At 70.0% G+C, this 24,226-nt stretch carries 22 protein-coding genes; 8 read left to right on the top strand and 14 right to left on the bottom strand.

Annotation, left to right across the window (positions count from 1 at the left end; genetic code table 11):
* Positions 1–35: 35 nt before the first annotated feature.
* From MED15_RS03540 to MED15_RS03525, 4 genes are read right to left on the bottom strand one after another with little or no spacing between them, the layout of a single operon-like run.
* Positions 36–983 carry a hypothetical protein gene (locus tag MED15_RS03540; protein ID WP_112734777.1) on the bottom strand — a complete coding sequence of 316 codons (948 nt, stop codon included), beginning with the start codon at positions 981–983 and terminating at the stop codon, positions 36–38.
* A 47-nt stretch (positions 984–1,030) separates the two neighbouring features.
* Complete coding sequence (locus tag MED15_RS03535) at positions 1,031–1,570, bottom strand: hypothetical protein (RefSeq protein WP_146766677.1); 540 nt, start codon at positions 1,568–1,570, stop codon at positions 1,031–1,033.
* The gene (locus MED15_RS03530) at positions 1,567–2,094 is read right to left on the bottom strand and encodes a hypothetical protein (protein ID WP_112734775.1); all 528 of its coding nucleotides are present in this window, start codon (positions 2,092–2,094) and stop codon (positions 1,567–1,569) included. Before MED15_RS03530 ends, MED15_RS03535 begins: the two co-directional genes overlap by 4 nt.
* The gene (locus MED15_RS03525; RefSeq protein ID WP_146763108.1) at positions 2,091–3,110 is read right to left on the bottom strand and encodes a hypothetical protein; all 1,020 of its coding nucleotides are present in this window, start codon (positions 3,108–3,110) and stop codon (positions 2,091–2,093) included. Before MED15_RS03525 ends, MED15_RS03530 begins: the two co-directional genes overlap by 4 nt.
* Before the next feature lie 412 nt (positions 3,111–3,522).
* Between MED15_RS03525 and MED15_RS03520 the strand changes: the two genes are divergently transcribed.
* Positions 3,523–5,823 carry a M14 family zinc carboxypeptidase gene (locus tag MED15_RS03520; protein WP_146766676.1) on the top strand — a complete coding sequence of 767 codons (2,301 nt, stop codon included), beginning with the start codon at positions 3,523–3,525 and terminating at the stop codon, positions 5,821–5,823.
* Positions 5,824–5,902: 79 nt separating this feature from the next.
* Here MED15_RS03520 and MED15_RS03515 read toward each other — a convergent pair whose 3' ends face one another.
* Positions 5,903–6,370: a cupin domain-containing protein gene (locus MED15_RS03515; RefSeq protein ID WP_112583518.1), complete on the bottom strand. Its 468-nt coding sequence runs from the start codon at positions 6,368–6,370 to the stop codon at positions 5,903–5,905.
* 116 nt (positions 6,371–6,486) lie between these two features.
* Between MED15_RS03515 and MED15_RS03510 the strand changes: the two genes are divergently transcribed.
* Positions 6,487–6,957 carry an RrF2 family transcriptional regulator gene (locus MED15_RS03510; RefSeq protein ID WP_112583519.1) on the top strand — a complete coding sequence of 157 codons (471 nt, stop codon included), beginning with the start codon at positions 6,487–6,489 and terminating at the stop codon, positions 6,955–6,957.
* Between the two features lie 19 nt (positions 6,958–6,976).
* On the opposite strand, the gene MED15_RS34035 is transcribed toward MED15_RS03510, so the two are convergent.
* From MED15_RS34035 to MED15_RS03485, 5 genes are all read right to left on the bottom strand, one after another.
* Positions 6,977–9,106: a ThuA domain-containing protein gene (locus MED15_RS34035; protein ID WP_112734773.1), complete on the bottom strand. Its 2,130-nt coding sequence runs from the start codon at positions 9,104–9,106 to the stop codon at positions 6,977–6,979.
* Positions 9,107–9,188: 82 nt separating this feature from the next.
* Positions 9,189–12,329, bottom strand: a complete 3,141-nt coding sequence (locus tag MED15_RS03500; RefSeq protein WP_112734939.1) for a glycosyl hydrolase family 95 catalytic domain-containing protein — start codon at positions 12,327–12,329, stop codon at positions 9,189–9,191.
* Positions 12,330–12,550: 221 nt separating this feature from the next.
* A complete protein-coding gene (locus MED15_RS03495) occupies positions 12,551–12,904 on the bottom strand; it encodes a VOC family protein (protein ID WP_091399869.1) in 354 nt (117 codons plus the stop codon).
* Between the two features lie 48 nt (positions 12,905–12,952).
* Entirely contained in the window at positions 12,953–13,795 is an 843-nt protein-coding gene (locus tag MED15_RS03490; RefSeq protein ID WP_112734772.1) for a hypothetical protein, read from the bottom strand.
* 14 nt (positions 13,796–13,809) lie between these two features.
* Positions 13,810–14,301 (bottom strand): SigE family RNA polymerase sigma factor, encoded by a 492-nt coding sequence (locus MED15_RS03485; protein ID WP_225855188.1) that lies wholly within the window; start codon positions 14,299–14,301, stop codon positions 13,810–13,812.
* Between the two features lie 188 nt (positions 14,302–14,489).
* Here MED15_RS03485 and MED15_RS03480 point away from each other — a divergent pair, with 188 nt between their 5' ends.
* Positions 14,490–15,152 carry a tetratricopeptide repeat protein gene (locus tag MED15_RS03480; protein WP_112734770.1) on the top strand — a complete coding sequence of 221 codons (663 nt, stop codon included), beginning with the start codon at positions 14,490–14,492 and terminating at the stop codon, positions 15,150–15,152.
* 58 nt (positions 15,153–15,210) lie between these two features.
* On the opposite strand, the gene MED15_RS03475 is transcribed toward MED15_RS03480, so the two are convergent.
* A complete protein-coding gene (locus MED15_RS03475; protein WP_112734769.1) occupies positions 15,211–16,425 on the bottom strand; it encodes an RNA polymerase sigma factor in 1,215 nt (404 codons plus the stop codon).
* The gene (locus MED15_RS03470; protein ID WP_112603132.1) at positions 16,425–16,811 is read right to left on the bottom strand and encodes a YciI family protein; all 387 of its coding nucleotides are present in this window, start codon (positions 16,809–16,811) and stop codon (positions 16,425–16,427) included. The genes MED15_RS03475 and MED15_RS03470 overlap by 1 nt, the downstream gene beginning before the upstream one ends.
* A gap of 436 nt (positions 16,812–17,247) precedes the next feature.
* Here MED15_RS03470 and MED15_RS03465 point away from each other — a divergent pair, with 436 nt between their 5' ends.
* From MED15_RS03465 to MED15_RS33350, 3 genes are all read left to right on the top strand, one after another.
* Complete coding sequence (locus MED15_RS03465; RefSeq protein ID WP_112734768.1) at positions 17,248–18,462, top strand: cellulose-binding domain-containing protein; 1,215 nt, start codon at positions 17,248–17,250, stop codon at positions 18,460–18,462.
* Between the two features lie 253 nt (positions 18,463–18,715).
* Positions 18,716–19,357 carry a GNAT family N-acetyltransferase gene (locus tag MED15_RS03460; RefSeq protein ID WP_112734767.1) on the top strand — a complete coding sequence of 214 codons (642 nt, stop codon included), beginning with the start codon at positions 18,716–18,718 and terminating at the stop codon, positions 19,355–19,357.
* Between the two features lie 131 nt (positions 19,358–19,488).
* Positions 19,489–19,635: a hypothetical protein gene (locus tag MED15_RS33350; protein WP_167337290.1), complete on the top strand. Its 147-nt coding sequence runs from the start codon at positions 19,489–19,491 to the stop codon at positions 19,633–19,635.
* A gap of 88 nt (positions 19,636–19,723) precedes the next feature.
* Here MED15_RS33350 and MED15_RS03455 read toward each other — a convergent pair whose 3' ends face one another.
* On the bottom strand, positions 19,724–20,269 hold the full coding sequence (locus MED15_RS03455; RefSeq protein WP_112583528.1) for a CGNR zinc finger domain-containing protein: 546 nt from the start codon (positions 20,267–20,269) through the stop codon (positions 19,724–19,726).
* Between the two features lie 45 nt (positions 20,270–20,314).
* Here MED15_RS03455 and MED15_RS03450 point away from each other — a divergent pair, with 45 nt between their 5' ends.
* On the top strand, positions 20,315–21,562 hold the full coding sequence (locus MED15_RS03450) for an MFS transporter (protein ID WP_112734766.1): 1,248 nt from the start codon (positions 20,315–20,317) through the stop codon (positions 21,560–21,562).
* Positions 21,563–21,629: 67 nt separating this feature from the next.
* Entirely contained in the window at positions 21,630–23,663 is a 2,034-nt protein-coding gene (locus MED15_RS03445) for a hypothetical protein (protein ID WP_112734938.1), read from the top strand.
* Positions 23,664–23,735: 72 nt separating this feature from the next.
* On the opposite strand, the gene MED15_RS03440 is transcribed toward MED15_RS03445, so the two are convergent.
* Positions 23,736–24,152: a hypothetical protein gene (locus MED15_RS03440; RefSeq protein WP_112583530.1), complete on the bottom strand. Its 417-nt coding sequence runs from the start codon at positions 24,150–24,152 to the stop codon at positions 23,736–23,738.
* Between the last annotated feature and the right edge of the window lie 74 nt (positions 24,153–24,226).

The following is a 24,226-nucleotide window of genomic DNA, read 5'->3' as shown; positions in this document are numbered from 1 at the left end:
GAACTGCCGCTGCGAAGTGGCCAGCCGCTGTGGGCTCAGCTCAGCTCCAGGACGGGTCGGGTCAGGATCTCTTCGGCGTACCCGTCGTCAGAGGCGAGCCACTGGCCGAAATCCTTGTCCCGGTAGGCGGTCGCGAGGGTGAGCCACCCCAGGAAAAAGCCGCTGCCTCCGCAGGTGGTGCCGCCGCCATCGCCGCCGCACACGATGGTGCGCTCGGTGGTCACCTCGTGCTTGTACGGATCTTGCCCGATCGCCAACCCCCACAGGTTGGTGTCGTGGTGCATTCCGGTTTTGTAGTCGTACGGGTAACCGTCGGCGGGGCAGTCGTCACCCCAGCGGAACAGAGTCGTCGCCCCCGCGCCGCATGCCCACTCCCACTCATCCGCAGTCGCCGTCCGCAGGCCGACGCTCGCGAGCTGGGCCATCGCCTCGTCGTAGGAGACGTCCGTAATCGCTCGGGCCTTCGCCACCTGCCCGGTCCGGTCGAACTCGACGGTCAGCCCACCGGCAGACCGGAACGTGCTCACCCCGTCGAGCTGAGCTCCCTGCGACGCGATGAGTTTGAGCACCCGGGGGTCGTCCGGCGCCAGCGAGACCTCGCAGGGGTCGAACGCGTCGACAGCGACCAGCATCGCTGGCAACTCCACGGTGCGCATCGGCGAGGTCATCGCGTCGACGTACTCGGCCAACTGTGGAAGGCCGTACTCCTCAGCGCTGTCGGCGTAGCTGGCCAGTTGGTCCGACGTGGGCTGGAAACGGGTCGCGTCGTGGCCGAGCGTCGGTTGGCCGCCGGGCACCAGAGCGAACCGCATCCCGTCCCGCTCGAACAGCGCCACCCGGTGCGACCGCCCCGCGTACACGGTGTCCCGGAGGCCGACCGGCACGGTCAGACCGTGCCGGTCGGCGATCTCCTCGACGAGCCGGTGGGCAGCACCATCGGAGAGGTCGTTCCACTGCGCATAAGTGAGATCGGCGTACGACACCACGCAAGGATAGGACCGGACATGCTGCTCCCGCAGGCGCGAAAATGTCACGTGCCAAACGCGTAACCGCCGGGTCGGACCGGGTAGCGGGAGAGGTTGTACGGGGCGGTGTCGATGCAGTACCGCTTGGCGGGTCTGGTCGGATCGCCGCCGGCCTGGAGCGTCTCGATCTGGTCGGCTCGACCCGGACCACCCTCAATGATCTTGATGACGAAGACGTGGTTGACCATCGGACTGCCGCCCTTCGGGACGACAGCGGTTACCAGTGCGGTGTCGCCCACCACGCTGACGCACGTCACCTCGGCGTGTCCCTCACCCACCACGCTTCCGTCGGGCAGCGCATGCCGGAAACGGAACACGCCGTGGCCTGTTCCGTCGCGGTCGACCCAACCCAGGACACCGAACCGGATCTGATGACCGACTGTCCCGGGCTCGTCGTAGACGAAACCACCGACGCCGGCGATCCACGCACCCGGCGTGGCGGGCACCTCCGGTGGGTCCTGGTCGTCGGCCCGCGCCGACACCGGGGCACCGACGGCCGCCACGGCTCCGGCGAGCATGGCGACAAGTAGCCTGCGGATTCTCATGGCTTCTCCAGTCTTCGAACGACGGCTGCGCGCCGGCGGTAGTCGGCGGCCACGGCGATGACGAGCGGGCCCCACGCGAGCATCGGGGCGTAGTAGCGGAGCACCTCCCAACCGGGAGTCGGGTGCACCGGTTCGTCGTCGCCGATGCCTACCCAGGTGCTCTGCACAAGGTGGAACCTCTGGTTCAGGAGGAAGTACACGCAGATGGCGACGAGCGACAAGCCGCCGATCAGTGCGACGCGCACGACCGGACGCGCCGGGATCCGACGGCCGCCGATGCGGGGCACCCAGTACGGGACTCGCTGTCCCCACCCGTGCACCAGACCGAGTATCAACAGGGCCAGCCCCATCGACAGGGCGGACAGGAAGACCATGTACCACCGGGTGACGGCATCGTCGGTGAACACCAACGACAGTCGCCAGGCCGTGGACGGCAGGACGCAGAGCGGGACGGCGTAGGCAGCCCAGACCGCCCAGGGCGGCGGGGCGGCTGTCGAGACACGGGCAGAGTCAGTGGGGTTCATGGACGCTCCGATCCTGGGGAGGCGGTCATGGCGGCGTGGGTCGAGGTGGTGAGGGCGTAGCCGGCGGTGGTGACGGCCAACGACACTCCCCAGCCGAGGAAGACCAGCAGCGTGGCGGTGACGGCCCATCCGTCCCACACCTGGGACCAGCGCGTGTCACCGGTGAGCAGTCGGCCGACGAGCACCGCGATGCTCAGCACGCCGTAGGTGACGAGCGTGAGCGCGACCACGCCGGCGGGGATCACGGCCAGCCGTCGGGGGACCTGTCGACCGTGTAGTCCCGGCACCCAGCGCGGGAACTGCTGCCCCCACCGCTGTACCAGCCCGAGAACGAGCAGGCCGGCGAGCGGCGGGACGAGCGTGATCGCCACGCCCGTCGGTGTGGAGAGGTTCCGTTCGATGTCGTTCAGTTCCCGCTCGGAGATGCCGATCGGAACGCCGAGCACCCACAGCGCGTGGGGCACGGCCCAGCCGACCACTGGCAGCGCGACGGCGACGTACGCCCAGCGGCGCGTCCACAGCGGCACCGGCCGGTAGCCGACGACGGCCGGTCCGCGCCGGGGCCCGGATGCGTTCGCGAGCCCGGCGAACAGGACGCCACCGGCCACCAGTACGAGCCGGGCCCCGAGGTCACGCCAGTCCGAGGGCCGCCCCGCCAGCGCCGCCGGGATCTCGAAGACCAGGTGCAGCGGGAACGCGACCACCAGGAGCAGCGCGGCCGCGGCCCAGCTGCCGGCGGTCGCCCAGGTGCCGGCAAACCGGACCGTGCACCCGAGCACCACCGCGAGGGCGACGCCGACTCCCACCGCGCCCCACCCCGACCAGAACGGCAACACCACGACCTGGTCCGCACCGCACCCGCCCGCCGGATCGACCAGATCGGTGCGGTCGCAGGCGGTGTACCCCCACCGGCCACCGGCGATCCAGTACAGCCGCTGAGCGACCGCAGCGACGACGAACACGGCACACGCCAGCGCCCACGCTCTGGCGCGGTTCGGTATCTCAACGACAGCCATGGACCTACGATCGCTGGCTGCGTATCAGCTCTCCTCCCCGACAGATGGGGAAGCGCTCCCTCTGCCGGGGGACCTGGTGTCCGGGGTACGGACGCGGGCGGTGCGGGGCCGGCGACGGTCGCCTCAAGGAATGCTCAAATTCGATCGACGTCAGCCGCTGGAGCCGCGAACGCACATACGCTCACCGGACCGGTCCGCCGGCAATCACCCGTCGTAGGCAGAAGGAGGGGGAATGCGGCGATCACAACGGCGCATCGCGCTACTCGCGCTGTCCACCCTGGTGGGTAGCATCCTCGTGACGACCGGCCCTGCGGGCGCGGATCCCACGGGGTCGTCAGCCGCCACCGGCCAATCCCAGCCTGAGGATCGTGAGTCGGTACGCCTCGTACACATCAGGCTGACCGGTGCCGACATGCTGGACAAGGTGGCCGCGGCCGGCTTCGACCTCGAACACGGCCTCCGGCGCGTGCCGAACGGCATCGAGGGCGAAGCGGTGGTGACCGCCGAGCAGGTCACCGAACTCACGGCGATGGGCGTCGAGCTGCTCGGCGACGACGCGGGCTTCGCCTGGAGCAACGAGGCCGACGGTGGCATTGGCGTCGGCGCGGCCAGCGCGCGGGCGGCCCAGCCGGCGAACCACGACGCGACGGTACGCGTGGTCCGCGCCGACTGGTTCACCACAAAGGGTCAGGGCTTCCTCTACGTCGAGGCGCGGACCACCGAGGGGCAGCAGGCGGACCCCATCGTCGAGATGCAACTGGAGAACGACTCGGGCAAGGGCACGCCGTTCGGCTTCGCCCGGACGATGAGCCGGTTCGTCGACTCGGGGCAGTACATGTTCCACCGGAACCTGTTCAAGCTCGACGTACGCCCCAACAAGATCAAGCTGACGAGTTCCACCGGTGGCGTCGCGACCGGTGCCGTCTCCAACTGGCTCGAGGACGCCCCGCCGCCGCTGACGGCGAACCCGTCCTACAAGTCGGACTTCGTGGACGGCTACCGGCACCCGCAGCAGCTCTACAGCCGTGCCAAGGAGATCGCCCGTCAGTACCCGGACATCGCCGAGATCGTCTACCTGCCGAACCAGACGAACGGGTACCAACGCAAGGCGCAGGCCCAGATCGGTGGTACGGGGCAGGCGGCGGTCGTCGTCACCTCGGCGGCGTGGGGCCACCAGGGCGGCAACGACATCACAGTGGACTTCGTGGACCGGCCCGACGCGAACCTTCCGCTCGCGGTGGAGGTCACCGGCAAGGCGGTTCGTGTCCTGCTCGCCACGGACGCCTCGGGTGCGCCGACGAGCACGGCCGCCGAGGTGGCCGAGGCGCTGCGGAGCCGCTCTGCGGGGCTCATCGACCGGGCGCACCCGTACCGCACCAACGGGGGCACCGGCATCGTCGCTCCGACGGTCGGCCCGGTCGCGCTGACCGACTTCCTCGACCAGAAGCGCGTCGGAGCACCGGAGGGCGAGGTGCCGCGCGGCCCCGCGACGATCCCGGTCCTGCGGATCGGCAAGCACCGTGACGGTACGAAGCCTGGTGTCCTCATCCAGGCGCAGGACCACGCCCGGGAGTGGGTGCCGGCGACGACCAGCCTGGAGTCGGCCGAACGTCTGGTGCACAACTACCGGTCCGACCGGGAGACGAAGAAGATCGTCGAGAACACGGACGTCTTCTTCATCCTGTCCAACAACCCCGACGGGGCGAACTACAGCTTCTACAACTTCGCCTCGCAGCGTAAGAACATGACGAACCACTGCCCGGACGCGAGCGCCGATCCGGCGCAGCGGAACTCCTGGGGCGTCGACCTGAACCGGAACTACCGGGTCGGGTCGGGCCACGACGGCTACGCGGGAGGGTCGACCAACTGCGTCAGTGGCACCTACCAGGGGCCGGGGGAGCTGTCCGAGCCCGAGTCGAAGAACATCATCTGGCTGGTCGAGAAGTACAAGAACATCAAGTTCATGATGTCGGTGCACTCCAACGGCGGCCAGCTCTTCTGGCAGCCCGGCGCCTACATCGCGGACGGCCGGATCACCACGCCGCGTCCGCCACTGGGTGACGAGGCGTTCTACTGGCAGTCCGCCGCCCGGATCCTGTCGCAGGTCAAGGCGCACCGGGAAACTGTCGTCACGCCGGAGAACGTCGGCGGTTCGTCCGACGTCCTCTACTCCTCGGCGGGCAACGTACGCGAGGACCTGTACCACACCTACGGGATCTACGCGTTCGGCTGGGAGGTCGGGGGCTCCGTCTACAACCCGGCCACCGGCGACTGGCAGGGCGGTTCGTTCCAGCCGGAGTGGGACGGCAACCCCGAGCTCGTCAGTGGCCACGCCGAGACGATGGAGTACGCCAACGGGATCATGGAGATGTTCCGGGTCGCGGCGGACTGGGGCAGGGACAACAAGAACCCGACGTCCCAGCTGGTCCCCGGCGCGGGGCGCTACTCCGGGCCTGTCGACGTGCACTTCGAGACCAGCGAGCCGGCCACCATCTACTACACGACCGACGGCAGCCGGCCGACGCTCGAGTCGCCCCGCTACGCGGCGACCGAGTTCCGTGAGCCGGGGCAGGTGTTCCACGTGACCGAGACGACGACCTTCCGTTGGTTCTCGGTCGACAGCGCCGGCAACATCGAGAAGAACTACGACCCGACGAAGAACGACAAGCGCAACAACTACCGCACCGCGACGATCAGGATCGCCAAGCGGTAGCGCCCCGCGACGATTCGTTGCCCCGTCGGTGCGGACCACCCGCGCCGACGGGGCAACTTCTGCAAACACGTCGCGCCGGTCAGCCTCGTCGCCCGGCCCACAACGGGCTGTCCACGTAGTGGTTGTCGTAGCGGTCCTGGGTTTCGCCGACCTCCTGCCAGGTGGCTTCGCCCTGGTGCACCTTGTCCAGCAGTCGGTAGTAGTCGAACCGGGGCTTGCCGGGGGTGATCACGACGAGGAAGTCGGCGTCCTGGCCGTCGGCGGGGGCGAAGGCGTGCGGGGTGTTCGGGGGGACAAAGAGCGCGTCTCCCTTGTGCAGGGTGTGCACCTCGTCGTCGACGAGCATGTCAAGGGCGCCGTCGAGCATGAAGAACAGCTCACCGGAGTGGGTGTGCAGGTGTGGCGGCGCACCGTCGGTGCCGTGCTTGAGCACTGTGCGGTTGCTGGTCAGGGCACCGCCGGTGTGCTCAGGGTCGAGGAGCAGCGTGATCACGCTGGCCGGGTCGTTGTCGAGAACCTCGGCCTGGGCTGCGCGTACCAAAGTCATAGTCGACTCCTTCGTCGTCTGTCGATTCCTAGACACTAGATGTCCAGAATCAATCGACGCCAGCGATCATGGCGTGCGTCACAAATTCTGGACAGGTAGAGTCCAGGATTATGCGGATGAGTCAGGGCGTCGAATGGGCCCTCCACACGTGCCTCAACCTGAGCTGGCTGGACGCCCCGGTGCCGACCAGCACCCTCGCCGCCTTCTACGAGCTGCCGCCGGCGTACCTGAACAAGCAGCTCCAGGCCCTGGCCCGGGCCGGGATCCTCACGTCGACCTCGGGGCCGCGCGGCGGCTTCCAACTGGCCCGGACCCCGGCGGCGATCTCTCTGCTGGACATCGTGGCCGCGATCGAAGGACCGGAGGAGCTGTTCCAGTGCGACCAGATCCTCCGCAAGGGCCCGGGCGAGCACGCGGGCGTCGACTATCGAGAGTCCTGCGCGTTCGCCCAGGCCATGCGTGGCGCCGACCTGGCCTGGCGGCGGGAGTTGGCCGGTAAGACCGTTGCCGACGTCCGGGCCGACGTCGAGCGCGGGCACCCCGAAGCACCAGCCAACACCCGCGCCAGGATCGTGGAGCTGCGCTAGGGCGTGGTCCGGCCCGCGGTCAGCGGCCGTGCACCTCCAGCTCCCACAGCGAGTAGCCGTACGCGGGCAGGGCCCGCTGGGTGCCCTGGACGCGCAGGTAGCGACCGGTGGCCGAGATGGCGATGTCGTCCACACCGCCGTCGCCCGTTGTCGTGGTGTGCACCGTCGACCAGGTGACGTTGTCCGGGGAGACCTGGATCTGGTACGCCCGCGCGTACGCCGCCTCCCAGGTCAGCCGGACCCGGTCGAGGGTGCGGGACACGCCGAGGTCCACCGAGATCCACTGCGGGTCGGCGTACGCGCTGCCCCAGCGGGTGGCGGTGTTGCCGTCCACGGCGTTGCCCGCCACGTGCGTGCTGCCCGGCTCCACGCTGGAGGTGGTGACCGGTCGGCCCCGGGAGAGCAGGGTGCCAGCGGCGGCGGTGCCGTAGACATTCAGGTCCCACAACGAGTAGCCCCACTGGGTGGCGCGTTGGGTGCCGTACACCCGCAGGAAACGGCCGCTGCCGGTGACCGTGAGGTCGTCGACGCCGCCGTCTCCGGCGGTCGTCGTGTGCACCGGCGACCAGGTGATGTTGTCCGGCGACACCTGGACCTGGTACGCCCGCGCGTGGGCCGTCTCCCAGGCCAACCGCACCCGGTTGATCGCATACGTGGCACCCAGGTCGACGGTGATCCACTGCGGGTCGGCGTAGGCGCTGCCCCAGCGGGTGGTGGTGTTGCCGTCCACGGCGTTGGCCGCCGCGTGCGCGCTGCCCGGCTCGACGCTGGACGCCGTCACCGGCCGGCCCTGGGCCAGGTCGGTGGCGGGTGGCTCACTCGGACCGTCGGTCCTGATCCGCACGTTGCGGTAGTTGATGTCCATCCCGGCGCCGTCGTTCTGCAACCCGATGTAGCCGTTGGCGATGGCCCGGCTGCTGACGTAATCGTTGATCTTGACGCCGTTGAGCCAGATCTCGACCCGCTGGCCGTGCACGCCGATCTCGTAGGTGTTCCAGGAGCCGGGTGGGTTCAGCGCCGCCGTGCGGGCGGCCTGGTTGGGTGCCTGGAAGCTGTAGACGCTGCCGGTGGTGCGCGTCGGGTCGCCGTCGGTGGCGTCGATCTGGATCTCGTGACCGGCGGCGACCGGGCCCCACGGGTCGCCCTGCGGATCGGGGAACCCGATGAAGACCCCGCCGTTGTCGTCGCCCGGCATCATCCAGTCGACCTTGAGCGAGTAGTTGGCGAAGGTGCGCACCGGGTACCAGAGCAACCCCATGCCACCGTTGGACGTGAGGGTGCCGTCGGCCACTGTGAACCCGCCCGGCCCCGCCTGCCGCCACTGCCCGAGGCTGGCCTGGGTGCCGTCGAACAGCGGGGTGTAGCCGGGCTCCGGCCGGCAGTCGGCCGCCACCGCCCCGGCCGCCACCTGGATGCCGCCCAGCAGCATGCGGGTGAAGTTCGGGTCGGCGTAGCTCTGCTCGGTGTGGCCGAGGCCGGTGTACCAGGAGCGTCCGCCGCCATAGCTGTGGCACCAGGTGATCGGGTGGTCACCACCCATCGACCCACCCGTGTACGACGACTCGTCGAGGCTGGCCAGCACCTTGACCGCCGAGCGGGGGTTGGTCCGGTAGTTGTACCACTCGTCGGTGCGGGTCCAGGTCGACGGCAGGTGCGCGGTCGAGGCGTTGGCCCGGTCCTCGACCCGCACTGTCGCCTGCTGGGTGGCCGGGTGCGAGGCGAAGTAACCGCCGACCAGCCCGCCGTACCACTGCCAGTCGTACTCGGTGTCGGCGGCGGCGTGCACTCCGACGAAGCCGCCGCCAGCGGCCAGGTAGGCCTCGAACGCGCCCTGCTGGCCGGCGTTGAGCACGTCGCCGGTGGTGCTGAGAAAGACCACCGCCTGGTACTGGGCGAGGTTCGCCGTGGTGAAGGTCGCCGCGTCCTCGGTGGCGGTGACGGTGAAACCGTTCGCCGCGCCGAGCTGCTGGATGGCGGCGATGCCGTTCGGGATGGAGGAGTGCCGGAAGCCGGCGGTCTTGGAGAAGACCAGGACCTTGTCCAACGGTGCGGCCTCGGCCGGGGTCGAGGTGACCGTCGCCGCACCGGCGGCGAGGGTGAGTCCGGTGACGACGGCTGCGGCGAACCTGCTGATGGCGCGTCTACTCATGCGGGGCTCCTTGTGGGAGGGGGTGGACGGTCGGGCGCGGCAGGGCCGGCCGGCGGGCCGGCACGGCCCACCGGCTCCGGCGTCAGAGGGTGATCAGGTCGAACTTCTCCCAGGGACCGATCGCGTCCCGGTTCGCGACAAGCGCCTCGGCCCCGCCGTTCTCCGCGACCACGTACCTGTTGTTCACCGTCGCCCGCAGGCTGACCGAGCCGTCGGTGTTGCGGACCAGGGCGAAGGTCTCCCACGATCCGGCGGACGCCCGGTTGGCGATCAGCGGGTTGGCACCGGCGTTCTCGGCGCAGACGATCTGGTTGTTGACCCGGGCCCGCAGGGCGATGGTGCCGCCGCCGAGGTCGACCTGGTCGAACTGCTCCGAGCTGCCGACGCTGGCGGCGGACGCGACGAGGTTGCCCGCGCCGGCACTGGTGGCGCTGACGTACCGGCCGTTCGCCTGGGCCCGCAGCGCGACCGCCCCGGTCGCCGGTGTGCCGCCGGTGAGGATCCGCAACGCGTCGACCATGCCCACGGAGGTGGTCTTGTTGACGATGCGGATCGTGTGGGAGCCGTTGGCCAGCCCGGTCTTGCGGAACACCACCTGCTGCGCCTGGCGGGCGCCGGCGATGTTCAGGTTGACGTTGGCCTGGAACACGTTGTCCAGGTAGACGTCGACGTTGCCCATGTCGCTGAACCGCTCGGACAGGTACTCCACCCCGGTGCCGGTGAAGGTGTAGCTGGCCGCCGAGCCGACAGTGGTGCTGTGGTGGGTGTCGTCGTTGTGGTCGCCGTACCCCCGGGTGGTGGTGTGGTGCCAGTTGGCGTCGTAGGTCAGCATCGTGTCGTTGACCAGCCCGCCACCGCCCGCGCCGCCGAGACCCAGTGTCGAGGCGGTGCCGGACAGGCTCTTCTCGCCCTGGTTGGCGGTGCCGGTCAACGTGCTGGTCGCGTACGTCGACAGCGGTTTGGCGGTGCGCTCCACCACGTACACAGTGTTCGCCGCGGTGGCGAAGCTGATCTCGGCGGCCGAGGTGGTGGTCAGCACGGCGTTGTCCGAGGTACGACGGACCCGGACTTCCTGGCCGCCCCACGGGTTCACCACCCGGGCCGTCTTGCCGTACTGGCTGCGCAGCCCCACGTACTTGGTCTCGCCGGCCTCGCGCTCCGAGCTGACCAGGAAGCCGTCCTTGGCGAGCAGGGTGAACCTCCCGACGAAGCTGGCATCGGTCGGCGCGGCCGGGAACACCCGGATCTTGTCGTTGTACGACTGGAGCAACGACTCGTTCATCGCCGTCAGGTGGACGCCGAGGTACTCGAAGACGCCGTTGGTGTTGTTGGTCATCCCGTTCGGGTAGTTCTGGTACTTCTGCAGCATCGTCCGCATGCCCTGGAAGGCCTGATCGCCGAGGCCGAGCCGGGCTGCGTGCACGTGGTCGTTGGACCAGACGTTGCCGTACGGGTGGGGTCGCACGTTCCAGGTGGTGATCGCGGTCTGCTGGTCGGGGTAGCCGATGCCGGTCTGGTCGTAGGGCCAGGCCAACTCCAGCGCCACGTTCTCGTTGTTGCGGGTCTGCGCGATCGGCGGGTCGTGCGGCAGGTACGCCCCGTTCTGCACCTGGTAGGGGGCCAGGTTGTTGACGATGCTCTGCCAGTTTGCCCGCAGCCCGGCGTCGAGGCCGAGTTGCTGGCTCACCTGGATGGTGAGCGGGAAGAGCAGCCGCACCGCCGCCAGGTCGGTGATGGCGTTACGGACGTCCCAGTACGTCTCGTGGGCGTTCGAGCTGGCCATGTACCACCGGCCGGTGGCGCTGTCGTGGTCGAGCATGTCCTCGTAGAACTTCACCGCCTCCCGCATGTACGGGTATGCGGTGTTGCGCAGGTACGTCTCGTCGTTGCTGTACCGGTACTGCAGGTACATGTTGTAGGCGGCCTCGGTGCCGGTCGAGTAGGTGTCGTTGACGTAGTCGCTGTTGATCGTGCCCCGGGCGTTGCCGTCCCAGCCCATCGTCTCGGGCACCCAGAGTCCGTCGCTGCCGTACCGGGTGGTGGTGTACGACTTCAGCGCGGAGAGGTTGCGGCTGTAGAGCCGGTTGAACCCGGCCATCAGGTCGACGTGGTTGCTGGCCAGGAACGAGTTGTAGACGTCCCGTTGGTTCCAGTACCAGTACCCGTTGCTCCACTTCGAGGTGTCCTGGGTCGCCCGGAAGACCCCGTTGATGAAGTGCAGCGGGTAGGTGCCGTAGCCGCCCGCCGCGATGATGTAGGTCGCCAGGTAGTAGACGTTCTCCAGGTAGTCGGCGTCGCCGCCCGCGTTGGAGTACTGGACGAACGACCTGGCCCAGAAGTCGTGCCACCAGTTGCGGTAGTTGTTCAACGTGGTGGCGTAGCCGGTGGCTTTGGCCGCCGCCAACTGGTTCTTCGCCTGGGTCACCGAGTTCAGGCCCGGTGAGTTGATCCGGCTGGCCGCGGTGAACCACACGGTGTAGCTCGATGTGGGGGTGATCGTCAGCCGGACCCGGGTGCCGTTGACCACCTGGGACGAGTACGTCGCCCCCTCGACCGTGGCCGCCAGGGTGTACCCGAAGTTGTTCGCGTCGGTCTGCCCACGGCTCAACCCGACGCCGGTGGCGTCGGCGAAGGTCGAGACGGTACGCCAGGTGTCGAGGTCGGGGACGTCCGCGATGTTCTGGACGGTGTTCATGTCCCACAGGCTCAGGTCGAGCCCGACGCTGCTGACCCCGGGTCGGGTGTCCTCGACGTGGATGCCCATCACCTCGGAGTTGGGCGCACCCAGCACCGTGACGGTGCGATTGCTGTCGTACTTCGTGGTCAGCGTCCCGTCGTACAGCGAGAGACGTTGCTGGAACGTGGTGTAGCCGGTGTCGAGCTGCGGGTTGCTGTACAGGTTGACCAACCCGGCGGCGTAGGTCGACTGCTGCGCCAGGTCGACACCGGAGACCTGGGCGGTCAGACCGTTGTTGTTCCACACCATGGCGCCGGTGCGGCCGTTGCCGACGGTCAGCCCGTGCAGGGGGTTCGTGTTTGGGCGGTTGTAGACGATGTCGTGCTTCGACAGGTAGGCGGCCCGGTTGACGTTCAACGTCCCGGTGCTGGTCCCGAACGCGGCGTCCGTGGGTGCCGCGGTCGCTGGCCTGGCCGGCCCGACGGCGACGACACCACCGGCGAGCAGGACAGCGAGCGCGATTCGTAGCGGCGGCGTCAACGTCATCGACACGATCTCCTCTGGATCGTCGCGGATGCAGGCCTCGCACCCCGGGAAGTGCCCCGGTGTGCCCACGTCCGCCGAAACGAGGGCGATGTCGAGACGATGCGGAGCGGTGCCACCGCGCCGGGTTGACGGCAACCGGATGAACATCGATCCACATCGTTGATGTGCAGTTAACATTGGACGTCTGTGAGGGTCAATCCCTCGGGATTGTCGAGATCACCTCAGGAGCGGTGAGCCGCCACGTTGATGACGTTGCCGTCCGGGGCGCGGACGAAGAACCTGCGCACACCCCACGGCTCGGTGGTCAGCGGGTGCACGATCTCGTAGCCGAGCCGCTGTGCCTCGGCGTAGGCGCCGTCCACGTCATCCACCTGCACGCTGATGACCGAATCCTCGGGTGCTGTCGCGTCGCCGGAGACGAGCTGCACGGCCACGTCGGGGTCGGGTGAGGTGTAGCGGGCCACCCAACCCAGATTGAATGCCTCGGTGCTCAGACCGAGAAAGTCGGTGTAGAAGCCCTTCGCGGCGCCGACGTCAGCCACCGGAAGGTTGGGCAGAATGCGGATGACGCGCATGGGGGACCTCCAGCTCAGAAAATTGATCCCCTCTGATTATCCCGACCGTCAGGCCCTGATCCGCTCGGCGACCCGTACCGCGACGGCCCTGAGCTGCTCGGCGGAGAGCGGGGGCTCCGGCTGTGCGGCGACGGCCTGCTCGTCGACCCCCACCATGTTGCTGACGCTCGCGCTGAGCGCCCGGTTGCCAGGTAGTTGGATCGAGACGATGTGCTGCACGCTCGCGGTCCGCTTCCCGGTCAGCGTCTCGGTCTTCATCCGGAGGCCGCCGGGGGTCGTCCCCGCCACACAGACCCGGTGGTAGCGGTTGTCTCCCGCACCCTCCGGCAGCTCGCACGGCCAGTGGAATCCGGCAGGCCCCTCGGGCGCCGAGGGGTCGACGGGGCGGCCGGTCGCCGCCGGATCGAGAACGTCGGGAAAAATGGACACCCCCAGCGGGCCCTTCCGTCCCCGATACGACACACCGGATCCGCCGCCGACCATGTCGTCGCGGCCGTTGTGGGTGAACACCGGCGGCCGCCCGTCCGGCTGGCGGGCCTCGCCCACGTGGTCGGGAATCCAGAACCACCTCGACCCGGGCGCCACCGCACGTAGCGCGGCATCGAACTCCGCGCCAAGGCGCTCCGCGCTGGCCTCGGCGCTCTCGTCGGTATCGAAAACCAGACGGAACCCGGTGTCCGGGGCCGTGGGGGAGGGCGCGGTAAGCGGCCGACCGGGCTCCTGATCGTGTACGGCGACACCGACGCCGACCGCCACCGCCAGGACAGCGGCCAGCGGACCGCCGACCAGTCGGGCGCGGCTCGCGCGCCGCTCGCGCCGGACGATGCCCTCCACGTCCACCCGGGGCGGCGGTGGCGTCCCGATCAACTCGTCGAACAACTGGTGACCCATCTGCTGCCTCTTCCTCAGGACTGGCCGGTGACGACGGCGCGCAGGTTCGCCAACCCACGTGCCGACTGACTCTTGACGGTGCCGGTGGAGATGCCGAGGATCTGCGCGGTTTCCTCCACCGAACAGTCCAGGTAGTAGCGGAGCACGAGCACCGCCCGCTGCTTGGGGCCGAGGGAGCGCAGCAACGCGGCGAGTCCTTCGCGGTCGGTGACCGTCTCCGGGCCCGCCACGGGCACGTCCGGCAGCGTCGCGCTCGCCTGTTCGCGCCGCTTCCAGGGCCGGCGCCGCTCGTCGAGCCAGGTGCGGGTCAGGACCCGCTGGGCGTACGCGTCACGATTATCCGCCCGACCCGCCGTGCGCCAGTTCCGGTAGAGCTTTGCCACGGTCACCGACACGACGTCGTCGGCGGTGTGCCAGTCCTGGCAGAGCAGGAACGCGCTGCGCCGCCAGCGATCCATCCGGCCCGCGACGAAGTCGTGGAAATCTGTCTCGTCGGCCCGCCTCACCGGGGTCTGTCCTCTCCGGCGACCAGCACGGGTCTGTTCTCTGCGCTGACTGTCACGGCCGTACGACGCGGCCCTCCCGCCCGGGGGTTGCATGCTTCCTGATCTGGTGTTCGGGCGGGCCGGCCCGGCGGTCTGCCGATTAGGCTGCCGGACCTAGGACGGTAGCGGCGATGCCAGCGGGGGCGAGGATGAGCACCGACGATCGGATCGTACGGGCCCGAGAGATCTATGAACGGGCGGTGTTCGGCGGCGACACCAGCGGGCTGAGAGACGCCGAGCAGGGTCTGCACGCCGTCGAGGCCGATGCGGCGTTGGCGCGGGGGATGATCCTGCACGCCCGGTTTCAGAGCGCGCCCGCCGACGAGGGCTCGTCGCCTACCGAGGATCCCGCCGAGCTGCCGCTGTTCGAGCGTGCGCTCGAGCTGTACCGGGCACTGGGCGACCCGCGCGGGGAGGCCGAGGCGTTGTTCTGGATCGGTTGTCTGCACCAGTTCATCCGACGTGACGACGAAACCGCGGTTCCGTACCTGGAGCGGTCCTGCCGGCTGGCGGCGCAGACCGGCGACAAGCCGACCCGGTCGGAGGCGCTCCGGCACCTGGGCATCGCGGCGCACGCCGCCGGCCGGCTGGACGAGGCACGCGAGCGGCTGGAGGAGTCGACCCGGCTGCGCCGGGAGGTCGGAGCGCTGGCGGGCGTGGCCTCCAACATGATCGGACTGGCCTACATTGCCGCCGCCCAGGATCGCGGCGCGGACGCGCTCGCCATCCTCGACGAGGCGCACGCCATCGCACGTACGCACGGCGCGCACGCCATCGCCCGGCACATCGAGCAGGCGAGAACGCAGATCTGAGCCTGCGACCACGGGCGGACGAGCGGCCTTCGGGATTCGGCCAGCGGTGTTGGAGCAGTCAGCTCAGCGCGGCCGCCTTGCCGAGCAGCACCTCGCGTTCGCGCTGATTGGCGCAGAGCCGCGCGGCCAGTTCCAGTTCGGCACGCGCCTCCGGAAGCCGGCCGAGGCGGGTCAGCAGCTCGCCGCGTACGGTCGGGACGAGGTGCGACCCGGGGAGCCGGTTGGAGGCGATCAGCTCGTCCACGATGGCCAGGGCTGGCGCCGGACCCGAGGCCATGGCGACGGCGACGGCTCGGTTGAGTTCGACCACCGGCGAGGGCGCGACCCGGCCGAGCGTCTCGTAGAGCCGGACGATCCGGGCCCAGTCGGTCTCCTCGACCGAGGGTGCCGACGCGTGCGTGGCCGCGATCGCGGCCTGTAGACCGTAGGGGCCGAGGCCGCGCTGCGATGCCCTGGCCAGCGCGGTCAGCCCACGGCGGATCGCCGGGAAGTCCCACAGCCGGCGGTCCTGGTCCTCAAGGAGGATCGGGGTGCCGTCCGGGTCGGTCCGGGCCGGGAAGCGCGCGGCCGTCAGTTCGCACAGGGCGAGCAGGCCGTGCACCTCCGGCTCGTCCGGCTGTAGCGCGGCAAGTGTGCGGGCCAGCCGGATCGCCTCGTACGCCACGTCGGGGCGCAGCAGCCGGTCGCCCGACGTGGCCGTCGAACCCTCCGTGAAGATCACGTAGAGGACGCTGAGGACACCGCCCAGCCGCTCCCGGCGCTCGCCGGCCGGCGGGAGCTCGAACGGCACCCCGGCCGCTGCGATCGCCTTCTTGCCCCGGGTGATGCGGGCCTGCACGGTCGGCACCGGCACCAGGAACGCGCGGGCGATCTCCTCGGTGGACAGGCCGCCGACCACCCGCAGGGTCAGCGCCACCCGCGCCTCGCGGGAGAGCACCGGGTGGCAGCTGACGAACATCAGCGCCAGCACGTCGTCGTCGATCCGGTCGGGGTCGATCTCCTGATCGAGCGCGGGATCGGCCGCCAACAGGGCGTATCGCTCCTGGAGGGCGACCCGGCGGCGGATCGCGTCGATCGCCCGCCGTCGGGCCGTGGCCATCAGCCACCCGGCCGGATTGGCCGGAGAGGCACGCGGCCAGGAGACCAGCGCCTCGGCCACCGCCTCCTGGGCGGCGTCCTCGGCCAGCCCGAAATCACCGGTGAACCGGGTCAGCGCGGCCACGATCCGCGCCGACTCGATCCGCCAGACGGCCTCGACGTCGGCCGTACCCATCAGACCTGGCCGTTGCTCTCGCCGCCCTGCGGGACCTCGTCGGCCTCGGCCACCCGCCGGACCTCGATCTTGGACCCGCGGACCGCCGGGACCCGCCTGGCCCACTCGACCGCCTCCTGTTTCGTGGCGACATCGAGCAGGAAGTAGCCGCCGAACAACTCCCTGGTCTCGCCGTACGGACCGTCGGTGACCACCGGTGCCTCTCCACCGAAGTCGACCACGACGCCCTGGCGCGGATCGTCCAGCCCTTCGGCCGCGACGAGAACGTCGGCCTTCATCATGTCCTCGATGAACTGGCGGGTGGAGGCCATTATCTCGTCGAGGTTGGCCATCATGGCCGCGTTCGTCTCATCGGTGCCCCGCATGATCAACATGTACTTCGACATCGCGTTCTCCTCGTCCGACGGGGCCGTCTCCCGGCCCCAGCATCCCCACGTCGAACGGGCGGCCCGCGGATCGACACGGGCCGGGGCATTCTTTTCCTGTCCCTTGCTCGTCGATCTTGCACTTGCTGTCCCGACATAAGGGGCATTCAATCTATGTCGACAACTGAAACTGCATGATCGACGCGGCGGGAGAGCGCCGCCGACGCTTGATTAGATAGTCGTGTATCAATAGATTGAGGGTGGGCGTCGCCGGGGTCCGGGGGACCGGGCCGTCGGCGGCTGACAGGTCCACCCCGAGCCGGGCATTTCGGTCGTACGCGCGACCGGTCGCTGTGGCGCACCGCCGCGCCGCATCCAGGGCACGTTGTCGCGCCGCGTCCGTCCAGGACGCGCCGCCGTGCCGTCTCCGCTCAGCTCGATGGCAGAAGGACCCTTCATGACGATTTTCCGTGCCCGCCCCGCCGCGACCCTGGTGGTCGTCGCCGCGCTGGCCGCCGCCGCGACCACAACCGGAGCGGCAGTGCTCAGTGGCCCGGCCGCAGCCGCCCAGGGTTGCCGGGTCGACTACACGCCCAATCAGTGGCCCGGCGGATTCACCGCCACCGTCAAGGTCTCCCCGGGGGACGCGGCCGTCTCCAGTTGGACCGTCACCTGGACGTACGCCGGGGACGAGCGGGTCACCAGCGGCTGGAACGCCACGGTCAGCCAGTCCGGATCGACGGTGACCGCCCGCAACGCGTCGTACAACGGCAGCATCCCGGCCGGCGGCTCCACCGAGTTCGGGTTGCAGGGCACGTACGGCTCCAGCGGTGGTGCGCCGACCGGGTTCGGCCTGAACGGCGTGCCGTGCAACGGCGCCACCCCGCCGCCGACCACTCCGCCGCCGACGACGCCACCGCCGACCACCCCGCCGCCCACCACGCCTCCGCCGACCACCCCGCCGCCCACCACCGAGCCGCCGACCGGGTGTGCCGGCGCGGTGCTCTGCGACGGCTTCGAGGGCCAGACCGGTTCGACGCCCTCCGGTGACTGGGCCGTGGTGAGCCCGGACTGTTCCGGCGCCGGTACCGCCACCATCGACACGGCGACCACGCACAGCGGCAGCCGGTCGGTCCGGATCAACGGCGCGGCCGGGTACTGCAACCACGTTTTCATCAGGTCCACGAAGAACCTCGCCAGCGTGGGCAACGTCCGATACGGCCGGGTCTGGGTCCGGCACACCACCGCCCAGCCCACCGAACACACCACGATGATGGCGATGGCCGACGCCGCCGACGGCAACAAGGACCTGCGGTTGGGTGGCCAGAACGGCGCGTTGCAGTGGAACCGGGCCTCCGACGACGCGACCCTGCCCGAGCAGAGCCCGGCCGGGGTGGCGCAGAGCCTGCCGTTACCCACCAACCGGTGGACCTGCGTTGAGTTCATGGTGGACGGCGCGGCCGGTCAGCTGCGTACCTGGGTGGACGGCGCCGCCATCCCCGGGCTGACAGCGGACGGCGCACCGACGCACGACATCGACGGCCAGTGGTACAACCGCACCTGGCGACCGCAGCTCACCGATCTGAAGCTGGGCTGGGAGAGCTACGGCGGCGGAGCCGACACCCTCTGGTACGACGACATCGCGGTCGGGTCCAGCCGGATCGGCTGCTGACCCTTCCGGGTCGCGGCCGGGGACCGTCAGCGGTGCCCGTCCAGATCAGTGAATGTGTCAAGGGTGTGGCCCGGAAGTCGGGTCACACCCTTGCTCGTCAGTGACCTCCTTCACGACACGGCGGGCCCACAGCTGCTCACCTCACGCGGGAGGATGTCTGGACACTGTCTGGCCCGCGCGGTGGCAAGGGGCGGAGCGCATTGCCGCGTCCGCCGTCGGCAGCCGCGCGTCGGGGACCGGGGGAGAGGCGACCATGGACCGCACGTTGGCCGACATCCTGGACGCGGCGGCGCACGGGCGCTATCCGCCACCAGACGGCGGGACCACAGTGGTGCCACAGCCGAGCCGCCGCGACGCCGGAGTCATCGCCTTCACCGGACACTCGGTGGTGTTCACCGACGAAGACCTCCAGTGGGTACGACGTACGCTGGCCACCCTCGACTGCGATCCCCTGGCGGCCACGATGAATCCGCGTTTCCTGGGTGCGCTGCTCGACCGCACCCGGCGCTCCATGGACACGATCGACCTGCTGACCGTGGCGAGTTGCCTTGACGGGCCACCTCCATTGCACCTGGCTGAGCTGACGGACGCCGATCATCCTCGCGAGGTCAGGTCGCGTCGGCGTCGTGACGACATCCGCGTCTGGGGCGCCGAGGGTGGAGTGGTCGTGCTCGGACGCGGGGTGGCCGGGCGTTGGGAGGCGGCGATCGAGGTCGACGACGAGCGTCGCCACCGAGGGCTGGGGCGGGCGCTGGCGACGGCCGCCCGGCACCTGGTGCCCGACGGCCAGCCGGTCTGGGCCCAGCAGGCCGCCGGCAATGCGCGCAGCGTGCGCGCCTTCCAGGCGGCGGGTTTTCGACCGGTGGGTGCCGAAGCGCTTCTTCTTCAGACGTAGGGACTGCACGGGGCGAGCCACACGTACCACTGTGGGCCGAACCGTGATCCGCAGGAGGTTTCCGAGATCACCCCCGGGGGCATCCCGCGGATGACGTCAGCCGCCCGCTACCCCTGATCGAGGAGAGCACCATGTCGGTCCAGGCATTTCTCTACGTTGTCGCCGTCATCCTGATCGTGCTCGCTGCTCTGCCGCTGCCCACGAGGGGTGTCTCGCTCGCGCTTCTGGGTGCCGCCTGCGCCCTGCTCGCCTACGCCTGGCCGGTGATCACCGACTGACCTTTCCGTGAGTCGTCGTTGCTGCGGTCGGTGGTCAGCAGCCAGAGCACTATCAGGCTGCCGGCCACGGACCGGCAGTCTGTTGCTCTCACAGGATCGTTGTCCGCCGTCGCTGGCGGTACGCGGCGGCCTTGGCACGGTCTCCACAGCCGCGCATGCCGCACCAGCGCCGCCGTGCGCCCCGCGACCGGTCGACGAACGCTCGGGTGCAGTGTTCGTCGGCGCACCAGCGGAGGGCAAGACGGTCGTCGCTGGCATGCAACTCCAAGCAGTCGCGGGCGAGGGCCGTCAGGACGGAGTTCAGGTCGCCGTTGCGGTGCACCCCGTCGACGTCAAGGCGCAGTGTAGGTAGCGGCCCGGCGGCGGCCCCATTCACCAGCTCACGGTCTGTCGTGGCCGCCTCGGTGCCGTCGATCAGAGCTTGGACCAGGCGGAACATCGCCTCTCGGAGTGCCTTGACGTGCCGCAGGCCGGCTTCGTCCACATCAGGCGCTCGCTCGACGATGCCGGCCTGGACTGCCCATTCCGCGAAGTCTGTTGGCGCGGTCAGCTGCTCGACGTCCGCGTGGCCGCGCTCGGCGACGGTGGGAAGGAAGTCCAGTACGGGCCGATCGGCGATGAACTCGAACCTCACGTCACCATATTGACCGGTGACGCGACGCGGTGCAAGAGTGAAGCGATGTCATCACCGGTCGAACAGGTGACGGAACTGGACCCCGGTACCCGCCGCGACGGCGCTCGGCTGACCCACTACCTGGTCGCGGCGCTGCTGGCCCGTACCGCTGACGAAGGCGCACGCGTCGCGCTGGTGATCTTCGCCCTGGACCGGACGGGTAGCGCCGCCGTCGGCGGGACGTTGGTCGCGACCCTGCTCCTCCCACACGTCGTGGCCGCGCCCCTGGTCGGCGGGCTGGTCGACCGGTCGCGACGGCCAGCAGCCGTGCTCGCCGCCGCAATCGCCGTCTTCGCCGGCGCCCTCGCGGCCCCGGTCGCCCTGCTCGGTCATGCGCCGCTGTGGCAGACCTATCTCGTCCTCGCGATAGCGGGATGCTGCGGGCCCGCGGTGACCGGCGGGCTGACCAGCCAACTGGCCGCACTGGCCGGCCCCGGGCACGAGGCTCGTGCCTTCGCGCTGGACTCGTTGTCCTACAACGTTGCCGGCATGGTCGGGCCGGCGACGGTGGGGCTGGTGGCGGCCTCCGCCAGCCCGGGCACCTCCACCCTCGCGCTCGCGGTCGCCGGCGGGCTCGGCGCGCTCGGCGTCGCGTTCCTGCGCCTGCCCGCCTCCGGTGCGGCAGCGGAGCAGACCCGAGCGGTCGACCTGTTCCAGGGTGCCCGCGCGATCGTGCGGAACCCGGCCCTGCGAACGATCACACTTGCCACCAGCTTCGGCCAACTGGGCCTCGGCGGTATGGCTGTCGTCGCCACCACCCTCGCTGCGGCTGCGCACGAACCCAGCCGAGCTGGGTTGCTCCTCGGCGTGACCGCCGGCGGCGCGTTCGTGGGATCACTGCTCTGGGCATGGCGTCCGATGCCGGCGTCCCACGCGCCCCGCGTGGCGGTCTGGGCCATGGTCGCGGTCGGTGTACCCCTCGCGTTCGCCGCCGCGGTGCACTCCCTGCCCCCGGCCGCCGCACTGTTCGCGCTGTCGGGGCTCTTCACCGGACCGTTCGCGGCGGCGCTGTTCCTGGCCCGGAGTCACCTGGCCGCCGAGGCGATCCGTACACAGGTCTTCACCATCGGCGCCGGACTGAAGGTGGCCGCCTCGGCGATCGGCGTCGGCCTCCTAGGCCTCACCACCGATCTGCCAGCGAGTGCTCAACTGCTGATGGTGGCCGCCTTCCCGGTTGTCGCGGGCATCGCGGGTGGCGTGCTGCTGCGGCCCCGCCCAGGAGCGGGTGTGGGCGGGGACATCGATGCTTGCTGAGCTTCTTTCACAAGCGTAGGAAGAACACCACCCATCGATCCGCCGTCCAGCGTCGAAGGAGATGCGTGTGACCACCTCCAGAGGGCTCCGTCTGGCCGTGTCCGTGCTGGTGACAGCAGGCGCCGTCCTGCTCGGCACGGCGGCGCCCGCCGCACCGCCAACGACTCCCGCACCGACCGGGCACCCGTCCTGCGACCCGATCGACCCGGCCGCCTGCCTGCTGCCGTTCCCGAACGACCACTTCACCGTGCCGGACCGGAGCAGCCCCACCGGCAAGCGGGTGCGGTTCGCCGCCGCCGCGATGCCCGCCAACGTGCAGGGAACCCCGATCGACCCGACGGAGTGGAACCGGCAGGACGGGTTCAGCCCGGGCTCACCGATCCTGGTGCGCGTACCGGGCCTCGACGCCGCGGCGAGCGGGATCGCGCCGGTCACCGACATCGGCCGCTCGCTGGCGCCGAACGCGCCGATCGTCCTGCTCAACACCCGGACCGGTGAGCGCACGCCGTACTGGGCCGAGTTGGACGCGCACGCCGCCGGCCAGCCCGACCGGCAGCTGCTGATCATCCGACCGGCGGTGGCGCTGACCGAGGGCACCCGCTACGTCGTCGGGTTGCGCGGTCTGCGGGACGGCAACGGGGCGTTGATTCCGGCGCCGAAGGCGTTCACGGCGTACGTGACCGGCGCTGGCCGCAGGCAGCGGGACGCTCGGGGGCCGCAACTGAGGCGGATCGTCGCCGAGCTGAGCCGGACCGGCGTCAAGCGGCACAGCCTCTACCTGGCCTGGGACTTCACAGTGGCCAGCCGGCACGGGCTGACCGGGCGGATGTTGGCGGTCCGGGACGACGCGTTCGCCGACCTGGGCCGGGCCGCGCCGCCGGTCACCGTCACCCAGGTGACGGACTATTCACCGGAGCAGGATCCGTTGATCGCCCGGCAGGTCGCCGGCACCATCGGCGTACCGTCCTATCTGACCGGCGACGGAGGGCCCGGCTCCCGCCTGCACTACGGGCCGGCCGGCGGCGCCGGGACGCCGCCCACGCCGAACGCTCTGCCCACGCCGTCGGGCGCGACGGTGGCGGCGGACTTCGTCTGCAACATCCCGCGCAGCGCCTCGGCCGCGCGCCCCGCCCACCTCTCGCTCTACGGCCACGGACTGCTCGGTCGACCGACCGAGATCAACGCCGGCAACGTCAGGACGATGTCGAACACCCACAACTTCACCTTCTGCGCGACCAGCTGGATCGGCATGGCCGCCGCTGACGTTCCCTTTGTGGCCAACGCCTTCACCGACCTCAGTGTCTTCCCCGCGGTGGCGGACCGGCTGCAGCAGAGCTTCCTGAACTTCCTCTTCCTGGGTCGCGCGATGATCCACCCGGCTGGGTTCGCCGCCCACCCGGCGTTCCGGGACGCCACCGCCCGGCCGCTGATCAATCGCGTCGGCGGGCTGCACTACGACGGCAACAGCCAGGGCGGCATCAACGGAGGTGCCCTCACCGCCATCGCCCAGGACTGGACCCGGTCGGTGCTCGGCGTACCGGCGATGAACTACTCCACACTGCTGCAACGCAGCGTGGACTTCGCACCGTTCCAGACCGTGCTCGACGGCTGGTACCCGGACAAGGTCGACCAACAACTGGTCCTCGCGCTGCTGCAGATGTTGTGGGACCGCTCCGAGGCCAACGGGTACGCCCAGCACATGACCGGCCGGCCACTACCGCGCACCCCGGCGCACCAGGTGCTGATGCACGTTGCCTTCGGCGACCAACAGGTCTCGCCGGCCGCGGCGGAGGTGCAGGCGCGCACCATCGGCGCGCGCCTGCACACCCCCGCGCTCGCCGACGGCTGGTCACTGGACGTGCGGCCGTACTGGGGCATCACGCCGATCCGCCGCTACCCGTACACCGGCTCGGCGATCGTGATCTGGAACAGCGGCGCGGCCTACGCGCCGCCGCCGACGAACCTCGCCCCCGCCGGACCGGAGTACGGCGACGATCCGCACGAGTTCCCCCGCGCCCAGGCCGGAGCCCAGAAACAGAAAGCGGTCTTCCTGCTAACCGGCAAGGTCGTCGACGTTTGCGCGCGGACACCCTGCCCCTGACGCGAGGATCGGAACGAAGCGGGGCGCTGGCCGTGCCAGCGCCCCGCCTGGGAAAACGTCGACCCTGTCGGGTCAGCAGCGCACCTCGGTCTCCTTCTGCGCCACGTCCGAGATGCCGCCGAGGGCCCGGGTGCACACCGACAGCGTGTTGGCGCCCAGGGACCAGACCTCCGGACCACTGGAACACTGCAGGTCGCGCAGCGTGCTTCCGGTCACGATGGAGGTGCAGACCTGGTACGAACCGTGGCTTGCCCGGTACTGCTGCCACACGTACGTGTAGGCGTAGTTCTTGCCGCAGCCCTTGTACTGCTTGACCGATGCCGCGGTCTGACCGCCGACAGTGACGTACGCCGTGGCGCCGATCTGCACCGAGTCGACGCAGCGCGGGTTGGTCTCGGCGTGCGCGGGTCCGGCGAACGTCAGCGCCGCGGGCACAGCCAGACCGGCGGCCGCGAGGATGCGTACGCCACGGCGGGAAAGCTTCTTCATCGGTGACCTCCTTCAATGCACCGGAATTGTGGGGCCCGGTGTCGTCGATGCACCACATTGATGGCGACCGAGCC

Origin of the sequence: Micromonospora noduli (assembly GCF_003264475.1) — a bacterium.
Lineage (GTDB): Bacteria > Actinomycetota > Actinomycetes > Mycobacteriales > Micromonosporaceae > Micromonospora > Micromonospora noduli.
Note: the sequence above shows the minus strand (reverse complement) of the source record. Positions and strands in the feature narration are given on the sequence as shown.